This window comes from Pseudomonas sp. RC3H12 (genome assembly GCF_018596375.1).
Taxonomy (GTDB): Bacteria; Pseudomonadota; Gammaproteobacteria; order Pseudomonadales; family Pseudomonadaceae; genus Aquipseudomonas.
Map to the genome: position 1 here is coordinate 347,162 of NZ_CP075595.1, position 20,119 is coordinate 367,280.

18 protein-coding genes are annotated in these 20,119 nt (G+C 64.8%); 8 read left to right on the forward strand and 10 right to left on the reverse strand.

Going from position 1 to position 20,119, the window contains the following annotated elements:
* The first annotated feature begins 3 nt into the window (after nt 1-3).
* Nucleotides 4-795 (forward strand): 3-oxoadipate enol-lactonase, encoded by a 792-nt coding sequence (pcaD, locus tag KHO27_RS01595; protein ID WP_214501069.1) that lies wholly within the window; start codon nt 4-6, stop codon nt 793-795.
* A 10-nt stretch (nt 796-805) separates the two neighbouring features.
* Complete coding sequence (gene pcaC, locus KHO27_RS01600; RefSeq protein WP_070093782.1) at nt 806-1,198, forward strand: 4-carboxymuconolactone decarboxylase; 393 nt, start codon at nt 806-808, stop codon at nt 1,196-1,198.
* A 55-nt stretch (nt 1,199-1,253) separates the two neighbouring features.
* Here the strand turns inward: pcaC and KHO27_RS01605 are convergent, their stop codons facing one another.
* Nucleotides 1,254-1,778: an Mpo1 family 2-hydroxy fatty acid dioxygenase gene (locus KHO27_RS01605; protein WP_110697646.1), complete on the reverse strand. Its 525-nt coding sequence runs from the start codon at nt 1,776-1,778 to the stop codon at nt 1,254-1,256.
* 92 nt (nt 1,779-1,870) lie between these two features.
* Here KHO27_RS01605 and KHO27_RS01610 point away from each other — a divergent pair, with 92 nt between their 5' ends.
* A complete protein-coding gene (locus KHO27_RS01610; protein ID WP_102682771.1) occupies nt 1,871-2,557 on the forward strand; it encodes a Crp/Fnr family transcriptional regulator in 687 nt (228 codons plus the stop codon).
* Here the strand turns inward: KHO27_RS01610 and KHO27_RS01615 are convergent.
* The 5 genes from KHO27_RS01615 to ttgA all read right to left on the reverse strand — a co-directional run bounded on the left by KHO27_RS01615 (nt 2,457) and on the right by ttgA (nt 10,854).
* Nucleotides 2,457-3,440 carry a LysR family transcriptional regulator gene (locus KHO27_RS01615; protein WP_214501070.1) on the reverse strand — a complete coding sequence of 328 codons (984 nt, stop codon included), beginning with the start codon at nt 3,438-3,440 and terminating at the stop codon, nt 2,457-2,459. The two genes, KHO27_RS01610 and KHO27_RS01615, sit on opposite strands and share 101 nt — an antisense overlap.
* A gap of 180 nt (nt 3,441-3,620) precedes the next feature.
* Nucleotides 3,621-4,874: an OprD family porin gene (locus KHO27_RS01620; RefSeq protein WP_214501071.1), complete on the reverse strand. Its 1,254-nt coding sequence runs from the start codon at nt 4,872-4,874 to the stop codon at nt 3,621-3,623.
* A 227-nt stretch (nt 4,875-5,101) separates the two neighbouring features.
* Nucleotides 5,102-6,547 carry an AdeC/AdeK/OprM family multidrug efflux complex outer membrane factor gene (locus tag KHO27_RS01625; RefSeq protein WP_046856915.1) on the reverse strand — a complete coding sequence of 482 codons (1,446 nt, stop codon included), beginning with the start codon at nt 6,545-6,547 and terminating at the stop codon, nt 5,102-5,104.
* The gene (ttgB, locus tag KHO27_RS01630; protein ID WP_102682767.1) at nt 6,544-9,696 is read right to left on the reverse strand and encodes a multidrug efflux RND transporter permease subunit TtgB; all 3,153 of its coding nucleotides are present in this window, start codon (nt 9,694-9,696) and stop codon (nt 6,544-6,546) included. Before ttgB ends, KHO27_RS01625 begins: the two co-directional genes overlap by 4 nt.
* A gap of 3 nt (nt 9,697-9,699) precedes the next feature.
* Nucleotides 9,700-10,854: a toluene efflux RND transporter periplasmic adaptor subunit TtgA gene (ttgA, locus tag KHO27_RS01635; RefSeq protein ID WP_102682766.1), complete on the reverse strand. Its 1,155-nt coding sequence runs from the start codon at nt 10,852-10,854 to the stop codon at nt 9,700-9,702.
* Nucleotides 10,855-11,112: 258 nt separating this feature from the next.
* On the opposite strand from ttgA, the gene ttgR reads away from it, so the two are divergent.
* Complete coding sequence (gene ttgR, locus KHO27_RS01640) at nt 11,113-11,745, forward strand: efflux transport transcriptional regulator TtgR (protein WP_023630222.1); 633 nt, start codon at nt 11,113-11,115, stop codon at nt 11,743-11,745.
* 151 nt (nt 11,746-11,896) lie between these two features.
* On the opposite strand, the gene KHO27_RS01645 is transcribed toward ttgR, so the two are convergent.
* Nucleotides 11,897-13,348: an MDR family MFS transporter gene (locus KHO27_RS01645; RefSeq protein WP_110698193.1), complete on the reverse strand. Its 1,452-nt coding sequence runs from the start codon at nt 13,346-13,348 to the stop codon at nt 11,897-11,899.
* A 402-nt stretch (nt 13,349-13,750) separates the two neighbouring features.
* Here KHO27_RS01645 and KHO27_RS01650 point away from each other — a divergent pair, with 402 nt between their 5' ends.
* Nucleotides 13,751-14,620 carry an oxaloacetate decarboxylase gene (locus tag KHO27_RS01650; protein WP_023630223.1) on the forward strand — a complete coding sequence of 290 codons (870 nt, stop codon included), beginning with the start codon at nt 13,751-13,753 and terminating at the stop codon, nt 14,618-14,620.
* A 6-nt stretch (nt 14,621-14,626) separates the two neighbouring features.
* Here the strand turns inward: KHO27_RS01650 and KHO27_RS01655 are convergent, their stop codons facing one another.
* Both KHO27_RS01655 and KHO27_RS01660 read right to left on the reverse strand, forming a co-directional pair.
* A complete protein-coding gene (locus tag KHO27_RS01655; protein ID WP_173862428.1) occupies nt 14,627-14,800 on the reverse strand; it encodes a hypothetical protein in 174 nt (57 codons plus the stop codon).
* Between the two features lie 76 nt (nt 14,801-14,876).
* A complete protein-coding gene (locus KHO27_RS01660) occupies nt 14,877-15,785 on the reverse strand; it encodes a LysR family transcriptional regulator (protein WP_214501072.1) in 909 nt (302 codons plus the stop codon).
* 103 nt (nt 15,786-15,888) lie between these two features.
* Here KHO27_RS01660 and KHO27_RS01665 point away from each other — a divergent pair, with 103 nt between their 5' ends.
* Nucleotides 15,889-16,764, forward strand: coding sequence for an MBL fold metallo-hydrolase (locus KHO27_RS01665; RefSeq protein WP_214501073.1), 876 nt, complete (start codon nt 15,889-15,891; stop codon nt 16,762-16,764).
* A gap of 28 nt (nt 16,765-16,792) precedes the next feature.
* Nucleotides 16,793-17,407: an NAD(P)-dependent oxidoreductase gene (locus KHO27_RS01670; protein ID WP_214501074.1), complete on the forward strand. Its 615-nt coding sequence runs from the start codon at nt 16,793-16,795 to the stop codon at nt 17,405-17,407.
* A 42-nt stretch (nt 17,408-17,449) separates the two neighbouring features.
* Here KHO27_RS01670 and KHO27_RS01675 read toward each other — a convergent pair whose 3' ends face one another.
* Complete coding sequence (locus KHO27_RS01675; RefSeq protein WP_110697657.1) at nt 17,450-18,316, reverse strand: LysR substrate-binding domain-containing protein; 867 nt, start codon at nt 18,314-18,316, stop codon at nt 17,450-17,452.
* A 112-nt stretch (nt 18,317-18,428) separates the two neighbouring features.
* On the opposite strand from KHO27_RS01675, the gene KHO27_RS01680 reads away from it, so the two are divergent.
* The gene (locus KHO27_RS01680; RefSeq protein ID WP_214501954.1) at nt 18,429-20,066 is read left to right on the forward strand and encodes a 5-guanidino-2-oxopentanoate decarboxylase; all 1,638 of its coding nucleotides are present in this window, start codon (nt 18,429-18,431) and stop codon (nt 20,064-20,066) included.
* Nucleotides 20,067-20,119: the final 53 nt, after the last annotated feature.

Consider the following 20,119-nt stretch of genomic DNA (forward strand, 5'->3'; position numbering starts at 1 on the left):
GCTGTGGCGCATTTGCAACTGGCCGATGGCGTACTGAACTACCAACTCGATGGCCCGGCCTATGCGCAGGTGCTGGTGCTCTCCAACTCCCTGGGCACCGACCTGGGCATGTGGGATGAGCAGATTCCCGCCTGGAGCGAACACTTTCGCGTGCTGCGCTACGACACCCGTGGCCATGGCGGCTCGCTGGTCACTCAAGGCCCCTACAGCATCGAACAGCTGGGGGGCGACGTGCTGGCCCTGCTCGAGGCGCTGGACATCGAGCATGCACACTTCGTCGGCCTGTCCATGGGCGGCCTGATCGGCCAGTGGCTGGGCATCAACGCCGCCCAGCGCCTGCACAGCCTGACCCTGTGCAACACTGCGGCAAAGATCGCCAACGACGAGGTCTGGAACTCCCGCATCGACGCGGTGCTCAAGGGTGGCCAGCAGGCCATGGCGGACCTGCGCGACGGCTCCATCGCCCGTTGGTTCACCCCGGCCTTCGCCCAGGCGCGGCCGGACGAGGCCCAGCGCATCTGCCAGATGCTCGCGCGCACCAATCCAGAAGGCTATGCCGCCAACTGCGCGGCGGTACGTGATGCCGATTACCGCGAACAGCTGGGGCGCATCCAGGTGCCGACGCTGGTGGTGGCGGGCTCTGCGGACGTGGTGACCACGCCTGAGCATGGCCGCTTCATGCAGCGCCGCATCGTCAACGCGACCTATGCCGAATTCCCGGCGGCGCACCTGTCCAACGTCGAGATCGGCGCGGCCTTCAGCGCCCGTGTGCTCGATTTCCTGCTGGCCCGCTGAGGAACCTGCCATGGATGAGAAACAACGTTACGATGCCGGCATGCAGGTGCGCCGCGCGGTGCTCGGCGATGCCCACGTGGACCGCAGCCTGGAAAAGCTCAATGACTTCAACGGCGAGTTCCAGGAGATGATCACCCGGCACGCCTGGGGCGATATCTGGACCCGCCCCGGCCTGCCCCGGCACACCCGCAGCCTGATCACCATCGCCATGCTGATCGGCATGAACCGCAACGACGAGCTCAAACTTCACCTGCGCGCAGCCGCCAACAACGGCGTGACGCGTGAGGAGATCAAGGAAGTGATCATGCAGAGCGCGATCTACTGCGGGATCCCGGCGGCCAATGCCACGTTCCATCTGGCCGAGTCGGTGTGGGATGAACTGGGGGTGGAGTCCAGGCAGTAACGCATCGCGGGGCAAGTCGCATCGGCGCACCGATGCGACTTGCCCCGCGATTACTTCAGACGACTGCTTTCTTCTGGCGAACGGCGACAGGCCCGGCATTGGCCTCCACGGCCTTTTTCAGTTCGCCACACAAGCCAGCCATGAACGCCAGCTCCGCCACCACGAACAGCGGCCCGACGATCAGCCCGCTCAGGTCATCGACGAATGCCGGCTTGCGCCCTTCGTAGGCATGTCCGACGAACTGGATGATCCACCCCACCACGAACGCACCTAGCCCGGCACTCAACCACAGCCCGGTACTCTGCACGGCCAGCGCCTGGCCGGCCCATAGGCACAATCCCAGCAGCAGCCCCATCACCAGGCCGAAGCGCAGGTCCAGGCGCAGGTAGAACCACACCGACCAGAGCGCCAGCAGCAGCGCCGGCGACAGCCACAGCCCCGCCATGTCCCAACCTGGGCGTGACAGCAGCACGGCCACGGCCAGCACGATCAGCGGAATGCCGATGAAGTGGGTGGCGATGTTCCGTGGATCGCGGTGGTAGGCCGCGTATTGACTCAGGTGCTCGACGAGGTTTTTCATTGTTGTTCCTCCATCAGGGGTGAGCACAGCTTGCCCCTGTTCATTCATCGTCGTCTGTCGCCTGGCCGACAGAGTTCGCTTTGCGAGGTGCCATGCACGATCCGCGCACTCAACTGCTGCATGGCCAATGGTTCCGGCAATTGCCCGTTACCGTTCAGGATAGTCTGCTGGCCCTGGGCCGTCCGCGTGAACTGGCAGCGGGGCAGCGTCTGTTCCAGCGCGGCGATGCGCCGTGTGGCCTGTATGCGGTACTCGAAGGGGCGATGCGGGTCGGAGCGGTCAGCAGCGCAGGCAAGGAGGCGTTGCTGACGCTGGTCGAGTCACCCCATTGGTTCGGCGAGATCAGCCTGTTCGATGGCCAGCCGCGCACCCATGACGCCTATGCCGAGGGGCCGACACGCCTGCTGTGGATTCCCCAGGCGCCGTTGCTGGAATGGTTGGCGTTCCAGCCAGAGCACTGGCGCGACCTGGCCCTGCTGATGAGCCAGAAGTTGCGCTGGGTGTTCGTCGCCCTCGAGCAGCAGAGCCTGCTGGCTGCCGCGCCGCGGGTGGCGCAGCGCCTGTTGCAGATGGCCGAAGGCTACGGTGAGCGTGATGTCGCCCAATGGCGGTTGCAAGTGTCCCAGGAACAGTTGGCCCTGATGCTGTCGCTGTCGCGCCAGACCATCAACCAGATCCTCAGGAGCCTCGAACAGGCCGGCGTGGTTCGCCTGGGCTATGGCGAGGTGGAGATTGTCGATGCGCCACGTCTGCGGGCGATGGGGCAGCATCAAGGCTGACCAGGGTATCGATCATCGCCCGCGCCGCCGGTGACAGGCGATAACCACTGCGGCTAACTACCCCGCAGCGCACGCTGAGCACTTCCATGCCCGGCGGCAGGTTGCGCCAGTGCAGACGCACCAGATGGCCGGCGGCCAGGTCCTCGGCCACCGCTTCTTCGCTGGCCGTGCCGATGGCGTCGCTGGCCATTACCACGTTGCGCAGCACTGCCAGGTGTTCGGTTTGCAGGTGCGGGGTGAAGTCATTGCGCCCGCTGAGGTTGGCCAGGCGTTTGCGCACACCGGGAGCGAGCAGGGCGCTGGCCAGTGGGTAGGTGAACAGGTCGTTGGTCGACAGGCTGTCCTTTGCCAGCAGCGGGTGCCCGGGACGGCAGAAGAACAGGCCTGGACGCGGGGACAGTGCCTCGGTGTGGAAGTAGGGATCGGCCTCGAAGGGACGTACGTCATCGACGAAGAACTCGATCTGCTCGCGACGCAGGGCTTGGCCCAGGCGCTCGGCGTTGTCCACCAGCAAGTCGGTGCGGATGCCGGGATGAGCCCCGATAAAATGTTGCAGGGCCTGGGGCACCAGGCGCACGGCCAGGGCCGGGCCGCTGCCGAAGTGCAGCTCTCCGGCATCGAGCTTGGTCATCTGCAGGACGTCGTGGTTCAGTTGCGCGGCGCCCTGGACCAGGCGACGGGCATGTTGCAACACCACTTGGCCCTCGGGGGTGGGGGGCAATGCCTTGCTGGCACGATCGACCAGGGCGCAACCAAAGGTATGTTCGAGGTTCTGGATTGCGCGGCTGAAGGCGGGTTGGGTGATGCCCATGGCATCGGCGGCGCGGACGAAACTGCGGTATTCGATGAGGGCGATGAAATAGCGCAGTTGGCGGAGGTCCATGCTCGGGCTCTGGTGCGGGATCAGAGCTTGGTTTTAGCGGCTTGTTACATATAGCGTCAAAGAATGTTATTTGATTTGGATATGTCTTCTGGTTATTTGCCGGACGGCAGGTCCCATCGCGGGCAAGCCCACGCCGCTCCTGCATTGTGCAGGCGTGAGCGGGCTTGCCCCGCGATGGCCTCAAAGGAGATTGAACGGATAGCTGACAATCAGGCGGTTCTCATCGAACGCGTTGCTGCTGAAATCCCTGCGCATGGTCGAATTGCGCCACTTCACCGACAGGTCCTTGAAGGTCCCGGCCTGCACCACGTAGGCCAGCTCGGTCTCCCGGGCCCACTCCTTGCCATCGTCCACCCCTCCGGCATGCACGTTGTCGCCTTTGATGTAGCGGTTCATCAAGGTCAGGCCGGGGATGCCGACGGTGACGAAATTGAAGTCGTGACGCAGTTGCCAGGAGCGCTCCTTGGCATTGTCGAAGCTGGCGTTGTAACTGTCGTTGGCCAGCGTGCCGCCACTGGTGCCGTTGACGCGCATCCAGGCGTCATCGCCACTGATCTTCTGCAGGCCGATATAGAAGGTGTGGCCTTGATATCGCGCCGAGAGCATGGCCGAGACGGTGCGGTTGTCCAGGTCGCCGGCGCGGGCGCTGCCATCCTCCTTGCCGAGGAAGTAGCCCAGATTGGCGCCCAAGGTCCAGTCGCCCAACGGCTGGCTGTGCACCAGGTTCAGATACTGCTGGCGATAAATGTCTTTTAGCCGGGCATCCCACAGGCCGACCATCGTGCGTTTGTCGTTGAAGCTGTATTCGCCGCCGGCGAAGTTGAAGCGGTCGGAGGTGATACCGGCGCGCCCCTGCATGAACATGTCTTCCATGCTCGCATCGTTGCGCGGGCTGTTGCCGCGGAACTGGCCGGCGTACAGGGTCAGGCCGTCGATGTCCTTCGAGGTGAGCTGACCGCCGCGGAACGTCTGCGGCAGCGAGCGGCCATCGTCCGAACGCAGGATCGGCAGCACCGGCATCCACCCGCCAACTTTGAGTTCGGTCTGCGACAGGCGCGCCTTGAACGCTACCCCCAGGCGGCCGAAATCATCCGCCGGGCGACCATCGTCATGCACCGGCAGCAGGTGGGTGCCGGCCGTGCCCTTGCCGCCATCGAGCTTGACCGAGTACAGCCCCAGCACATCGATGCCGAAACCGACGGTGCCCTGGGTGAAGCCGGAGCGGGCGTCGAGAATGAAGCTCTGGGTCCATTCCTCGGCCTTGCCCTGGGGGTTGGCCGGGTCGACGAAGTTGCGGTTGATGTAGAAGTTGCGCAGGTTGAGGCTGGCCTTGGCGTCTTCCAGGAAGCCACCTTCGGCGGCCACGCCGGGCAGGGCGCAGGACAGGGCCAACAGGCCGGGCAGCAGCTGGCGTGCGGGTTGCAAAGTGCTCATCTGTCGTGGATCTCTTGTTTTTATTGGGCGAGCCGGGCCGCTGCGGGTGTGGGCCGCAGGGGGCGTCTTTTAGAGAGAGCTTGTGCAACGTTGCGCAGGCGATGGTGCGGGGGAGGGTGGGGGCTAGGCAATTCGTTGCAAGCGGAACGGGGCGGTTATCGAACGCAATGTGACCGCGCAACAAAAAGCCCACCGCGAGGGTGGGCTTGGTGCCGTTACCGGTCCAGTCAGCCTTTCGGCGTCTGGATCGAGGCTTGCTGCTGGGTCTGCTCGTACCAGCCGCCGCCGAGGGCCTTGTACAGGTTGACCTCGCTGACCAGCTGCGACAGGCGATCACCGATCAGCGACTGCTGGGCGCTGAACAGGTTGCGCTGGGCATCGAGGAAGGTCAGGTTGCTGTCGATACCGATGCGGTAGCGGCGCTCGGCCAGGCGGTAGTAGTCCTGGTTGGCGGCCACCAGGTCACGCTGGGCCTGCAGCTGCTCTTCGAACGTCTTGCGTGCGGCCAGGCCATCGGCGACTTCCTGGAAGGCGGTCTGGATGGTCTTTTCGTACTTGGCGACGTTGATGTCCTTCTGGATCTTCGAGTAGTCCAGGCTGGCCCGCAGGCTGCCGGCATTGAAGATCGGCAGGTTGATCTGCGGCTGGAACAGCCAGGTGCCCGAACCGCCCTTGAACAGCCCGCCCATGTCCGGGCTCAGGGTGCCGGCGTTGGCGGTCAGGCTGATGCTCGGGAAGAACGCTGCCCGCGCCGCGCCGATATTGGCGTTGGCGGCCTTGAGCAGGTGCTCGGCCTCCTGGATGTCGGGGCGGCGCTGCAGGATGTCGGACGGCAGGCCGGCCGGCACTTCGGCCAGCTGGTCGGCATTGAGCTCCAGCGGCTTGGGCAGGTTGGCCGGCACGCCGGTACCTACCAGCACGGTGAGGCTGTTCAGGTCCTGGGCGACCAGGCGCTGGTACTGCGACAGCTTGACGCGAGCGCCTTCGACGGCAGTGCGCGCCTGGCTCAGGTCCAGGGCCGAGGCGACACCCACCTCATTGCTGCGGCGGGTGAGGTTGTAGCTCTCTTCGTACGTCTTGAGCGTTTCCTCGGTCAGCTTCAGCAGCGCCTGGTCGGCCTGCCAGGTGTAGTAGGCGTTGGCCACGCTGGCCACCAGGCTGATCTGCGTGGAGCGGCGCGCCTGTTCGCTGGATAGGTAGGTTTCCAAGGCCTGCTGGGTCAGGCTGCGCACCCGGCCGAACAGGTCCAGCTCATAGGCGCTGACACCCAGGGTGGCCGAGTACTGGCTGCTGATGGTGGATTCGCCGGTCTGCGACATGTTTGCCGGCATCCGCTGGCGGCTGCCGCTGCCATTGGCGGAAACCGCCGGCAGCAAGTCGGCGCGCTGGATGCGGTACTGCGCGCGGTAGGCGTCGATGTTCAGCGCCGCGACCCGCAGGTCGCGGTTGTTTTCCAGCGACGTCTGGATCAGTTGCTGCAGTGCCGGGTCGTGGAAGAACTGGCGCCAGCCCTGTTCGGCCGCAGCGACGTCGGCCGATTGGGTCGGCGAGTACGCAGGGCCTTGCGGCCACTGCGCGGCCACCGGCGCCTCGGGCGTCTGGTAGTCGGGGATCAGCGAGCAACCGCCGAGGATGAAGGCGGTTACCGCCAGGGACAACAAAGACTTGGTCATTGCCCAGCCTCATAACGTGGAGTTTCAGGGGTGGCGTGTTCTTTCGGCTCTTTGCTGCCGAACAGCGACGACACTGCGACGAAGAATAGCGGTACCCAGAAGATGGCCAGCACGGTGGCGCTGATCATGCCGCCGATCACACCGGTGCCGATGGCGTGCTGGCTACCGGCACCAGCGCCGCTGGCGATGGTCAACGGTACCACGCCGAGGATGAACGCCAGCGAGGTCATGATGATCGGGCGCAGACGCATGCGGCAGGCCTCGATGGCTGCGTCGTACAGGCTTTTGCCCTGTTCGTGCAGCTCTTTGGCGAACTCGACGATCAGGATGGCGTTCTTCGCCGCCAGGCCGATGGTGGTCAGCAGGCCGACCAGGAAGTACACGTCGTTGGACAAGCCGCGCAGGCTGGTGGCGAGCAGGGCACCGATGATACCCAGTGGCACCACCAGCACGACCGCGATCGGGATCGACCAGCTTTCGTACAGCGCCGCCAGGCAGAGGAACACGAACAGCACCGAGAGGGCGAACAGCGCCGGCATCTGCGAGCCGGAGAGTTTTTCCTCGTAGGACATGCCGGTCCAGGAGAAGCCGATGCCGGTTGGCAGTTCGCCGGCGATGCGCTCGACTTCGGCCATGGCCTCACCGGTACTGTAGCCCGGCGCCGGGGTACCGAGGATCTCGACCGCTTCCACGCCGTTGTAGCGCGACAGCTTCGGCGAGCCATAGCTCCATTCGCCCTTGGCGAAGGAGGAGAACGGCACCATCTCGCCCTTGCCGTTGCGCACGTACCACTTCTGCAGGTCTTCCGGGCTCATCCGGGCGTTTGGCGCACCCTGGATGTAGACCTTCTTGACCCGGCCACGGTCGATGAAGTCGTTGACGTAGCTACCGCCCAGGGCGATCGACAAGGTGTTGTTGATGTCGGCGATGGTCACGCCCAGAGCACTGGCGCGTTCGTCGTCGATGGTCAGCTGGTACTGCGGCTCGTCGTTCAGGCCGTTCGGACGCACGGCGCTGAGGATCTTGCTCTGCGCGGCCTTGGCCAGGAACTGGTTGCGCGCTTCCATCAGTTTTGCATGGCCGACGCCGGCGCGGTCCTGGAGGAACACGTCGAAGCCGGTGGCGTTACCCAGTTCGAGTACCGCCGGCGGGGCGAAGGCGAACACCATCGCGTCGCGGAAGCTGAAGAAGTGCATCTGCGCGCGCTGGGCGAGAGCGAACACGCTGTTCTCCTTCGAACGCTCGCCCCAAGGCTTGAGCATGATGAATGCCATGCCCGAGCTCTGGCCGCGGCCGGCGAAGTTGAAGCCGTTGACGGTGAACACGGATGCCACGGTATCGGCTTCCTTGTCGAGCAGGTACTCGCGCATCTGGTCGACCACCACCTGGGTGCGCTCGGCACTGGAGCCGGCCGGGGTCTGTACCTGGGCGAACAGCACGCCCTGGTCTTCCTCTGGCAGGAATGCGGTCGGAATGCGCGCGAACAGCCAGATCATGCCGACCACGATCAGCGCGTAGGCCAGCAGGAACGGGATCTTGTTGCGCAGGATGGTGCCGACGCTCCGCTCATAGCCGACGACGCTGCGGTCGAAATTGCGGTTGAACCAGCCGAAGAAGCCGCGCTTGGCCACATGGTGCTCGCCCTTCTTCAATGGCTTGAGCATGGTGGCGCACAAGGCCGGGGTGAAGATCAGCGCGACCAGCACCGACAGGCCCATGGCCGAGACGATGGTGATGGAGAACTGACGATAGATCACACCGGTGGAACCGCCGAAGAAGGCCATCGGCAGCAGTACCGCTGACAATACCAGGGCGATACCCACCAGGGCGCCCTGGATCTGCTCCATGGAGCGCTTGGTCGCCTCCTTGGGCGGCAGTCCTTCCTCGGACATCACCCGCTCGACGTTCTCCACCACGACGATGGCATCGTCCACCAGCAGGCCGATGGCCAGGACCATGGCGAACATGGTCAGGGTGTTGATGCTGAAACCGGCGGCGGCGAGGATGCCGAAGGTACCCAGCAATACCACCGGTACGGTCATGGTGGTGATGATGGTGGCGCGGAAGTTCTGCAGGAACAGGTACATCACCAGGAACACCAGGACCACCGCTTCGATCAGGGTGTGGATTACCCCGCTGATCGATTCGGTGACCACCGGGGTGGTGTCATACGGGAACACCGCCTTCACCCCCGGTGGGAAGAACGGCTCGAGGCCGCTGATGGTCGTGCGCAGCGCCTTGGCGGTATCCAGGGCGTTGGCGCCGGTGGCCAGCTTGACCGCCAGGCCCGAGGCCGGCTTGCCGTTGTACTGGGCGCTGATGGCGTAGTTTTCGCCGCCCAGGCCAACCTGGGCCACGTCGCCCAGGCGTACCTGGGAACCGTCGGCATTGACCTTGAGCAGGATCTTCTCGAACTGCTCGGCGGTCTGCAGACGGGTCTTGCCGATGATGGTGGCGTTGAGCTGGGTACCTGGCAGCGCCGGCAGGCCGCCGAGCTGGCCGGAGGATACCTGCACGTTCTGCGCGGCGACCGCGGTGCGCACGTCGACCGGGGTCAGCTGGAACTTGTTCAGCTTGGCCGGATCCAGCCAGATACGCATGGCGTACTGCGCACCGAACACCTGGAAGTCGCCCACGCCTGCGGTCCGCGAGATCGGGTCCTGCATGTTGGAGACGATGTAGTTGGCCAGGTCGTCCTTGGTCATACTGCCGTCTTCGGACACCAGGCCGATCACCAGCAGGAAGTTCTTCACTGCCTTGGTGACGCGGATACCTTGCTGCTGCACTTCCTGCGGCAACAGCGGGGTGGCCAGGTTCAGCTTGTTCTGTACCTGGACCTGCGCGGTGTCCGAGTTGGTGCCCTGCTCGAAGGTGGCGGTGATGGTCATGCTGCCGTCGGAGTTACTTTCCGACGACACATAACGCAGGTTGTCGATCCCGTTGAGCTGCTGCTCGATCACCTGCACCACGGTGTCCTGCACGGTCTGCGCCGAGGCGCCCGGGTAGGTCACGGAGATGGCGATGGCCGGCGGGGCGATGCTCGGGTACTGGTTGATCGGCAGCTTCAGGATCGACAGGGCGCCGACCAGCATGATCACCAGGGCGATCACCCAGGCGAAGATCGGGCGATCGATAAAGAACTTCGACATGGTTTACTCCGCTTTGGCGTCAGCTTTGGCCGTGTTGGCCTGAGCAGCGCTGGCCGGCTTCTTGACGTTGGTGGCTTCGCTGACCTTGACCTCGACACCTGGTCGCACGAACTGCAGCCCTTCGGTGATCAGACGGTCGCCCGGGTTCAGGCCTTCCTCGATCAGCCAGTCACTGCCCAGCGTGCGGCTGGCCTTGAGCTGGCGCAGTTCGACCTTGTTCTCCTGGTTGACCACCAGCGCGGTCGGCGCACCCTTGAGGTCACGGGTCACGCCCTGTTGCGGGGCCAGGATGGCGTTGGCGTTGACGCCGGCCTTGAGCCGCGCATGCACGAACATGCCGGGCAGCAGGGTGTGGTCGGGGTTGGGGAAGATCGCGCGCAGAGTGACGGAACCGGTGGTCTCGTCGACCGCGACTTCGGAGAACTCCAGGCGGCCCTGCTGCTTGAACAGGCTGCCGTCTTCCAGCACCAGCTGAACCTGGGCGGCATTGTCGCCGGCCTTCTGCAACTGGCCGCTTTCCAGGTCACGGCGCAGCTTGAGCAGCTCGGCGGTGGACTGGGTGACGTCGACGTAGATCGGGTCGAGCTGCTGGATGGTGGCCATGGCGTTGGTCTGGCCGTTGTTCACCAGGGCACCTTCGGTGACCGAAGAGCGGCCGACGCGGCCACTGATCGGGGCCAGCACCTTGGTGTAGCGCAGGTCGATCTGGGCGCTCTTGAGCGATGCCTCGGCCTGCAATCGTTTGGCATTGGCGTCATCGTATTCCTGCTTGGAGACGGCCTGCTCGTCGATCAGTTGCTTGTAACGCTCGGCCAGCGAGCGGGTAGCCTGCAGGTTGGCCTGGGCGTTGGCCAGGTTCGCCTCGTAGACGGCTGGGTCGATCTGGTAGAGCTGTTGCCCTTCCTTGACGTCGCTGCCTTCCTTGAACAAGCGCTTGAGAATGATGCCGTTCACCTGTGGGCGGACCTCCGCCACACGGTAGGCGCTGGTGCGCCCCGGCAGTTCCGAGGTCAAGGTGAAGGCTTGCGGTTGTACGGTCACGACGCCGACCTGAGGAGCCTGCGGCGCAGGCGCTGCTTCCTCTTTCTTACAGCCACTGAGCAGGGTTGCCAGGGCCACGGCGGAAACCAGGGCGGTTACGGCTGGCTTGAATTGCATGAGGATCCTCGGGTCGCAGGAGCAGGGGAGCTCAAGAATATAGTGGAAGTGCTTTGTCAGAAAAACGCTATCCGGTGGATAAATAGCTTGCTAAGGAATATACTTACATTCATGGTTGTTTGTAAATAGTGCCGGTGCGTCGTGGGTGACCACCGTCGATCGCCCAAATCCACCCGGGAGCGGCCCTGAAAGAGCCTGCCCCGGCCTGATTCCCGCTCGCCAGATCGAGCGCGCGGGGCCTGATGAGGTTGTACTGCCATGGTCCGTCGAACCAAAGAAGAAGCCCAGGAAACCCGCGCCCAGATCATTGAGGCGGCGGAGAAGGCCTTCTACAAGCGCGGGGTAGCGCGTACCACCCTGGCCGACATCGCTGAGCTCGCCGGCGTCACTCGCGGGGCGATCTACTGGCACTTCAGCAACAAGGCCGAGTTGGTGCAGGCGCTGCTCGACAGCCTGCACGAAACCCATGACCACCTGGCCCGCGCCAGTGAAAGCGAGGATGAGCTCGATCCACTCGGCTGCATGCGCAAGCTGTTGCTGCAAGTGTTCAACGAGTTGGTGCTCGATGCCCGAACCCGGCGTATCAACGAAATCCTGCATCACAAGTGCGAGTTCACCGACGACATGTGTGAGATTCGCCAGCAGCGTCAGGGCGCGGTGCTGGACTGCCATCAAAGCATTGCCCTGGCCTTGGGCAATGCAGTACGTCGTGGCCAGTTGCCTGCAGAGCTCGAGATCGACCGGGCTGCGGTGGCCATGTTTGCCTATGTGGATGGCCTGATCGGCCGCTGGCTGCTGCTGCCGGAAAGCTTCGACCTGTTGGGCGATGTCGAGAAATGGGTCGACACCGGGCTGGATATGCTGCGCTTGAGCCCTGGCTTGCGCAAATGACACTTTGTTAACGATTGTGAGGAAGTGTTATCCCTTTTCGGTTAACGCAGGATTAATAACCTGGAAGCGGTCTTGCCCGGCAATGACAACCTTCAGGCCGTGATGTCGCCTGGACGGACGCTATCGCGGGGCAAGCCCGCTCCCACGCCTTTCAGCGCCCGCGCAACTGTCTGTCCGGCAAGGCCAGCGCCGCCAACAGGCCGATCAGCGAAGCCCCGGCACTGACCAGCAACAGGTCGCGGAAGGTTTCCAGCAAACGCGCCTGGGTGTGCGGATCCGCCTCGCCCGCCTTGAGGCTGCCCAGCAGCGGGTTGCCCAGCACTTCGAAGCCACCCTGGTGCAACCACGCCAGCAACAGGCTGGACATGCACGCCACCCCCATCGCCCCGCCCAGCGAGCGGAACAGGTTGGTGGTGCTGGTCGCCACGCCGATGTCCTTGCTGTCCACCGCGCTTTGCGTGCCCACCAGCGAGGTGGGAAATTGCAGGCCGCAGGCAATGCCTGTCAGCAGCATGAACAGTGCGCTCTGTAACCAGGCTTGCGGCGGCGTCAGTGCCATGGCTGCGATGGCCATTGGCATCAACAGCGCGCCTGTGAGGATCTGTGGCTTGAAGCGCCCGGTGCGGCTGGTCATGCGTCCACCGGTAAAGGCGCCGATTGGCAGCCCCATGGCCAGCGGCAGCAAGTGCAGCGCCGCGCTGTCGGCGCCGGCACCGGTGATGCCCTGGTAGCGCAGGGGCATCAGCATGGTCAGCGAAATGGACTGGAAACTGGCGAAGAAGATCACGCACCAGCACAGCACCGCGACTCGGTTGGCGAACAGGCCCAGAGGCAACAGTGGCTCGCGACAGCGCCGCTCGTGGACTATGAACGCCGCCAGCCCCAGCAGTGCGCAGGCCAGCAACGCCAGGACCTCGGACGACCGCCAGGCATGCCCCTGGCCGACCAGGGTGATGCCCAGCAGCAGGCTACCCAGGCCGAGGATCATCAGCGCCGCGCCGAGGTAGTCGACCTGTGCCTGGCGATGCTTGACCGGCAACCCGTCCAGCGCCCGGTGGATCACCCACAGCGCGATCAGCCCCAGCGGCAGGTTGATCCAGAACACCCAGCGCCAGGACAGGTACTCGGTCAGCCAGCCGCCCAGCACCGGCCCGGCGACGCTGGCCAGGGCATACATGCTGCTGAAATAGCCCTGGTAGCGGCCGCGTTCACGAGGGGGCACGAAGTCGCCGATGATTGCCTGGCTGACCGACACCATGCCACCCGCACCGATACCCTGGAGCACCCGCGCCAGCACCAGCTGCGGCATGTCCTGGGCCAGGCCGCAGGCCACCGAGGCCAGGGTGAACAGGGCGGTGCCGGTGAGGATCATGCGCCGCCGCCCATAAAGGTCACCAAGCTTGCCGTAGATCGGCACGGCGATGGTCATGGCGACCATGTAGCCAGAGATGACCCAGGCCAGCAGGCCGACATCGTCGAACTGGGCGGAGATCGCCGGCAGCGACACGGCGACGATGGTCTGGTCGAGGGCACCGAGGAAGATCGCCAGCATCAGGGCGGTAAGAACGCTGCGCAGAACGGTGGGGGGCAGGGCGGCGGTCACGGTGGATACCTTGTGGTCAGAGCTGGCGCTATCGCGAGGCATCGAGGGAGCGGGCTTGCTCCGTGATGGGCTCATTCGTGGTGGGGCATTGTACCCTGAGTTACATAGCTACCTATGTACTCCGTGCATCCCCTATGCAAGATCGGCATTGGCGCATTCATCCAGCGCTGCATGGCCGCGTGATATCGTGGCAGGGCCGCAGAGGCTGAAATCCGTGGCCTGCACCAGCTTGGTGCAACTATTTTCCACAGGTTTCGCGTCGCTGTATGTCCACACCTTCTATTCCTCTGCCTGTATGTCGAGCATGACCGCCCTGATGGCGACGGTTGGAACAGTCAGGTAGACCCGATACAGGGGTCGGTTGTCAGCCGTTCACCATTTCTCATTACAAGCGGAGTGATCATGCCCAAGGCTTCCCACCACGATCTGCGTTTTGCCTTCCGCGAACTGCTTGCTTCAGGTTCGTGCTATCACACCGCGTCGGTCTTCGACCCGATGTCAGCCCGTATTGCCGCCGACCTTGGTTTTGAAGTCGGCATTCTGGGTGGTTCGGTCGCCTCGCTGCAGGTCCTGGCCGCGCCGGACTTCGCCCTGATCACCCTGAGCGAGTTTGTCGAGCAGGCTACCCGTATCGGTCGTGTCGCCCAGTTACCGGTGCTTGCCGACGCCGACCACGGCTACGGCAATGCGCTCAACGTGATGCGCACGGTGATCGAACTGGAACGCGCTGGCGTTGCCGCGCTGACCATCGAGGATACCTTGCTGCCGGCCCAGTTCGGTCGCAAGTCCACCGACCTGATCTCGGTGGAGGAGGGCGTGGGCAAGATCCGCGCGGCACTGGAGGCGCGGGTCGATTCGGCCCTGGCGATCATTGCGCGCACCAATGCCGGCGTGCTGACCACCGAGGAAATCATCGTGCGCACCCAGAGCTACCAGAAGGCGGGCGCCGATGGTATCTGCATGGTGGGGGTCAAGGACTTCGAGCAGCTTGAACAGATTGCCGAGCACCTGAGCGTGCCGTTGATGCTGGTGACCTACGCCAACCCGAACCTGCGCGACGACGAGCGCCTGGCGCGCCTGGGCGTGCGTATCGTGGTTGACGGCCATGCCGCCTACTTCGCCGCGATCAAGGCCACCTACGACTGCCTGCGCCAGCAGCGTGGCCTGCAGCACAAGTCGGACAGCCTCGGCGCCACCGAGCTTTCGCACACCTACACCCAGCCCGAGGACTACATTCGCTGGGCGAAAGAGTACATGAGCGTCGAGGAGTGATCCGACCTACCTGACGGCGCTCAGCGTGGCGCTGTGGGGAACGCAATGCTCATGGACGCAACTGTTGGCCGTGTTGGGCTGGCTGCGCAGCAGCTCCACCCGCCAGCAGGCCGAGCCATAGAGCCCGGCTACCGCGAGCAGGGCGAAGACGAGGGCGCAACGCCTGGATTTGATACTCATGGTGCGGACCTCCTGTTGGTGCAACAGGTGATACCTTCAAGCATAGGCCCAATGCGCGTATCTGCACCGTCTTGACTCAGCTCAACCCCTTGTCCCACTCCGGTTCGTCGCCAAACCGCTGCGCGAGAAAGTCGAGCATGCTGCGCAATGTCGCCGGCATGTGCTTGCGCGAGGTGTACACCGCATTCAGGGTAAGTTCCCGCGGCTTGGCTTGCGGCAGCAATCGCACCAGCTCGCCACTGCGCAGTGCGGCTGCTGCCTGGTAGGTGGGCAGCATGGCGATGCCGGCATGGGCCAGGGCGGCTTTCTGCAGGGTCATGGCCTCGTTGGCGCTGATGTTGCCCTGCACCGGCACGGCGACGCCCTGCCCGCCCACCTCGAAATGCCACAGGCTGTGACCGAAGTAGGCGTGGGTCAGGCAGTTATGCTGGCTCAATGCCTCGACCCGGTCCGGCGTACCGTGCTCGCGCAGGTAGGCGGGGCTGGCGCAGACCACCGAGCGGCACACGCTCAGGCGCCGGGCGATGAGGTTGGGGTCGACATCGTTGCTGGTGCGGATCGCCAGGTCGATGCGCTCGTCCACCAGGTTGACGGTGCGGTCGAGCATCTGCAGCTCAACCTTCACCCCGGGGTAGCGTTTGACGTAGGCCGCCAGCGCATCCACCAGCTGGGCTTGGCCGAACGAGGTGCTGACGCTGATGCGCAGCTCGCCACGGGGCGCGTCGTCCGGCTGGCGCACGGCGCTTTGCAGGTCGCCGGCCAGCTCCAGCATCTGCCGACAACGTGGCAAGGTCTCGAGGCCTGCCGCCGTCAGGCTGAGCTTGCGGGTGGTGCGTTGCATCAGGCGTGCCCCGACCCAGTCCTCCAGCTCCGCCAGGTAGCGGGATACCACGGGCCTGGAGAGTTCCAGGTGGTCCGCGGCGGCGGACTGGCTGCCCAGGTCGACGACGGTGACGAATACGCGCATGGCGTTGAGCCGATCCATGATCTGTCCGATTTCAGAAACAAACTATGTCGAAGCATCGCATTTTTTGTATTGGATCGGGCAACTAAGCTTGCACCCATCGTCCCACTCACAGGATCTTGCAATGTCTCTCTTCACGCCCCTTCGCGGCCTGCTGCTAGCCTGCCTTACCCTCGGCGGCCAGGCCATGGCTGCCGAACCGCTCAAGCTGGAAGCCTACAACCCCGGTCACGCGGCGATCTTCCCGGTCAGCTCGGTGATCGTCAGCGGCGCCCACGACGCCATCCTGGTCGACGCCCAGTTCGGCAAGGCCCAGGCCGAGCAGGTGGTCGAGCGCCTGCGTGCCAGCGGCAAGCAACTGACCACCATCTATGTCAGCCATGGCGACCCGGACTACTACTTCGGCCTGGACACCATCACCCAGGCGTTCCCCAAGGCCCGCGTGGTCGCCTCGGCCGCCACGGTCGAGCATATCCGCAAGACCATGGACGCCAAGCTGGCCTACTGGGGCCCGCAGATGGGCGCGGACAAGCCGGCACGTCTGGTGGTGCCCCAGGTACTGCAGGGTGATCGCCTGGAACTGGAAGGCCAGGCACTGCAGGTCGTCGGCCTGGACGGTCCTCAGCCGGACCGCAGTTTCGTGTGGATTCCCTCGATCAAGGCAGTGGTCGGTGGCGTGGTGGTTTCCGAGGGCATCCATGTGTGGATGGCCGACACCCAGACCGCGCAATCCCACGCCGACTGGCAGAAGACCCTGGCGAAGATCGAACAGCTCGCCCCGCGCACGGTGATCCCGGGGCACTATCTGGGCGACAGCAGCCGTTCGCTGGACACGGTGCGCTTCACCGCCGGCTACATTCGTGACTTCGATACCGAGGCCGCCAAGGCTGCCAATGCCGCCGCGCTGATCGCGGCGATGAAGCAGCGCTACCCGAACCTGGGTGACGAGAGCTCCCTTGAATTGGGTGCCAAGGTCGCCAAGGGCGAGATGAAGTGGTAACCCCTTTCAACCTGTTGGAGTGTTTCCCATGAGCAAGATCGCAATCATCGGCGCCACCGGACGCGCCGGCAGCCAGTTGCTGGAAGAGGCCCTGCGTCGGGGTCACAGTGTGGTGGCCATCGCCCGCAATCCGAGTGCGCTGCAAGGTCGTGACGGCGTGACGGTCAAGGCGCTGGATGCCAAGGACAGTGCCGCCCTGCAGGCGGCCGTGACAGGTTGTGACGCGGTGTTGAGCGCGGCGCATTTCTCGACCATCGAGCCTGGCGCGATCATCGAGCCGGTCAAGCGTGCCGGGGTCAAGCGCCTGCTGGTGGTGGGCGGCGCCGGTAGCCTGCTGCTGCCGTCCGGGCACCGGGTGATCGACAGCCCGGATTTCCCGGAAGCCTACAAGGCCGAGGCCAATGCCGGTGTGCGCTTCCTCGATACGCTGCGCCAGGAGCCGACCCTGGACTGGACCTTCCTGTCGCCGTCGGCGGAGTTCGTCGAAGGTCAGCGCAGCGGGCACTACACCCTGGGCAAGGATCACCTGCTGATCGGCGCCGACGGCAAGAGCTGGATCACCTTTGCCGACTATGCCATCGCCATGCTCGACGAGCTGGAGAAGCCGGCGCATTCGCGGGCACGGTTCACGGTCGGCTACTGAGTCGTCTGCATCGCGGGGCAAGTCGGGGCCCCGCGATTGATGTCATGTGTGGGCACGCGCCTGCAGCCACTCCATCAACTCGACCAACCCCGTGGGCATGCTCTTCGACGGGCTGACCAGGTAATACCCCTTCCCGGTCGTCACCTTCAGCTCGAACGGCATGCACAAACGCCCGGCGCGCAGGTCGTCGCCAATCAGCGAAAAGTCGCCGATGGCGATCCCGGTCCCCTGGGAGGCCATGGCCATCGCCATGTCCAGTGTCTCGAAGTGCTGCTTCGGTCCCTGGGGTTCGACGCCGGCATTGGCCGCCTGCAACCACAACCGCCAGTCGTGCTCGTCCCGAGAGGGGTGCAGCAGCATCTGCCGCGCCAGGTCCTGCAATTGCAAGGGGACGCTAGATAGCGATGGTGCGCAGACTGGTGTCAGTTGTTCATCGAACAGCTTGCGTACCTGCAGCCCATGGTTCGGCACCGCGCCATACACAACGGCCGCATCGAAGCCCTCGCGGCGAAAATCCACGCCATGCTGCACCGTGGTGGTCAATTCCACCGGCACATCCGGGCGTAGCGCCTGCCATTCCAATAGCCGCGGCAGCAGCCAGCGCATCACGCAGGTCGGCGCCTTGAGCTGCAGCGTCGTACTGCGCCCGCCGACTTCGCGCACGCCTTGCTCGATCAGGGCGAAGACCTGCTGCACCCGAGGCAGCCAGTCCTGTCCTTCGCGGGTCAGGGCCAGGCCACGGGCCTGGCGCTGGAACAACGCATAGCCCAGATGTTCCTCGAGGCCGGCGATCTGTCGGCTGACCGCGCCCTGGGTGATATGCAGCTGTTGCGCGGCACGGGTGAAGTTGCAGTGCTGCGCGGTCACCAGGAAGGTGTGCAGGGCGGGGAGGGGCGGCAGGCGTTTCATTGTGACAAGCCATGATATGAGGTCATGGCTAGTATGTGTTTTTTTGCATTGTGGCGGTAGTCGGCACTTGGTTCCATGAGCACCAGTCTCAACAAGAATCGGGTACTCGATGATGGCAACCTGTGGCGAAGTGCTGGTCAAACTCCTCGAAGGCTATGGCGTCGACCATGTCTTCGGCATTCCCGGCGTGCATACCGTGGAACTCTACCGCGGCCTGGCTGCCTCCTCGATCCGCCACATCACCCCGCGCCACGAGCAGGGCGCCGGGTTCATGGCCGACGGCTACTCGCGTACCCGGGGCAAGCCTGGTGTGTGCTTCATCATCACCGGCCCGGGCATGACCAACATCACCACCGCCATGGGCCAGGCCTACGCCGACTCGATCCCGATGCTGGTGATTTCCAGCGTGCAGTCGCGCAGCCAGTTGGGTGGCGGGCGCGGCAAGTTGCACGAACTGCCCAACCAGGCCGGGCTGGTGGCGGGGGTGGCGGCGTTTTCGCATACCTTGATGAGTGCCGATGACTTGCCCGAGGTATTGGCCCGTGCCTTTGCCGTATTCGACGGTGGCCGCCCGCGCCCGGTGCATATCGAGATCCCGCTGGATGTGCTGGTGGAACCCGCCGATCACCTGCTGCCGGGCCGCCCGGTGCGCACCGCCCGGGCGGGCGCGGCGCCGCAGACCGTGCAGCAGATGGCCATGCGCCTGGCCAAGGCGCGCCGGCCGTTGATCCTTGCCGGCGGTGGTGCCCTGGACGCCGCCGCCGGGCTGGCCAGGCTGGCCGAGCACCTGCAGGCGCCGGTAGCGCTGACGATCAATGCCAAGGGGCTGCTGCCGGCCAACCATCCGCTGCAGATCGGCTCGACCCAGACTTTGCCGGCCACCCGTGCGCTGGTGGCCGAGGCCGACGTAGTGCTGGCCATCGGCACCGAGCTGGCCGAGACCGATTACGACGTGACGTTCAAGGGTGGTTTCGAGATTCCCGGCAGCCTCCTGCGGATCGATATCGACCCGGACCAGACGGTGCGCAACTACCCGCCCGAACTGGCCCTGGTGGCCGATGCCGCACAGGCGACAGAGGCCCTGCTGGTGGCCCTGCACATGCAGGCGCAACCACTGCGTGATGGTCACTGGGGCGCTGCTCGGGCCGCCCGACTGCGCCAGGAAAACGCAGCCACCTGGGACCAGCCGACCTTGAGCCAGACCCGTTTGCTGAACAGTATCCTGGAAACCCTGCCGGACGCCGTGCTGGTGGGCGATTCGACCCAGCCGGTCTACACCGGCAACCTGACGTTGGACATGACCCGGCCACGCCGCTGGTTCAACGCGTCAACGGGCTACGGCACGCTGGGCTACGCGTTGCCGGCGGCCATGGGCGCCTGGCTCGGCAGCGCCGAAGTGCGCGCCGCGCGTGCGCCCACAGTATGCCTGATCGGTGATGGCGGGTTGCAGTTCACCCTGCCCGAGCTGGCCAGTGCCGTCGAGGCGCAGGTGCCGCTGATCGTGCTGCTGTGGAACAACCAGGGGTACGAGGAAATCAAGAAGTACATGGTCAATCGGGCGATCGAGCCGGTCGGTGTGGACATCCACACCCCGGACTTCATCGGCGTGGCGCGGGCGTTGGGGGCCGACGCCGAGTCGGTGGCTGACGTGGCGCAGTTGCAGGCGGCGCTGGGCCGAGCGGTGGAGCGCCCGGGGCCGACGTTGATCCAGGTGGATCAGGGGCAATGGCAGTTGGCTGTGCAAGGGTGACTGCGCCACGAGGGCTGTACCCTCGATTCGCCGGCAAGCCAGGGGTGCGGCGG

Coding starts and splice junctions, on each gene's coding strand:
- pcaC (WP_070093782.1), top strand. CDS start 806: ATGGATGAGAAACAACGTTACGATGCCGGCATGCAGGTGCGCCGCGCG.
- KHO27_RS01605 (WP_110697646.1), bottom strand. CDS start 1,778: ATGAAAAACCTCGTCGAGCACCTGAGTCAATACGCGGCCTACCACCGC.
- KHO27_RS01610 (WP_102682771.1), top strand. CDS start 1,871: ATGCACGATCCGCGCACTCAACTGCTGCATGGCCAATGGTTCCGGCAA.
- KHO27_RS01615 (WP_214501070.1), bottom strand. CDS start 3,440: ATGGACCTCCGCCAACTGCGCTATTTCATCGCCCTCATCGAATACCGC.
- KHO27_RS01620 (WP_214501071.1), bottom strand. CDS start 4,874: ATGAGCACTTTGCAACCCGCACGCCAGCTGCTGCCCGGCCTGTTGGCC.
- KHO27_RS01625 (WP_046856915.1), bottom strand. CDS start 6,547: ATGACCAAGTCTTTGTTGTCCCTGGCGGTAACCGCCTTCATCCTCGGC.
- ttgB (WP_102682767.1), bottom strand. CDS start 9,696: ATGTCGAAGTTCTTTATCGATCGCCCGATCTTCGCCTGGGTGATCGCC.
- ttgA (WP_102682766.1), bottom strand. CDS start 10,854: ATGCAATTCAAGCCAGCCGTAACCGCCCTGGTTTCCGCCGTGGCCCTG.
- ttgR (WP_023630222.1), top strand. CDS start 11,113: ATGGTCCGTCGAACCAAAGAAGAAGCCCAGGAAACCCGCGCCCAGATC.
- KHO27_RS01650 (WP_023630223.1), top strand. CDS start 13,751: ATGCCCAAGGCTTCCCACCACGATCTGCGTTTTGCCTTCCGCGAACTG.
- KHO27_RS01655 (WP_173862428.1), bottom strand. CDS start 14,800: ATGAGTATCAAATCCAGGCGTTGCGCCCTCGTCTTCGCCCTGCTCGCG.
- KHO27_RS01660 (WP_214501072.1), bottom strand. CDS start 15,785: ATGGATCGGCTCAACGCCATGCGCGTATTCGTCACCGTCGTCGACCTG.
- KHO27_RS01665 (WP_214501073.1), top strand. CDS start 15,889: ATGTCTCTCTTCACGCCCCTTCGCGGCCTGCTGCTAGCCTGCCTTACC.
- KHO27_RS01670 (WP_214501074.1), top strand. CDS start 16,793: ATGAGCAAGATCGCAATCATCGGCGCCACCGGACGCGCCGGCAGCCAG.
- KHO27_RS01675 (WP_110697657.1), bottom strand. CDS start 18,316: ATGAAACGCCTGCCGCCCCTCCCCGCCCTGCACACCTTCCTGGTGACC.
- KHO27_RS01680 (WP_214501954.1), top strand. CDS start 18,429: ATGGCAACCTGTGGCGAAGTGCTGGTCAAACTCCTCGAAGGCTATGGC.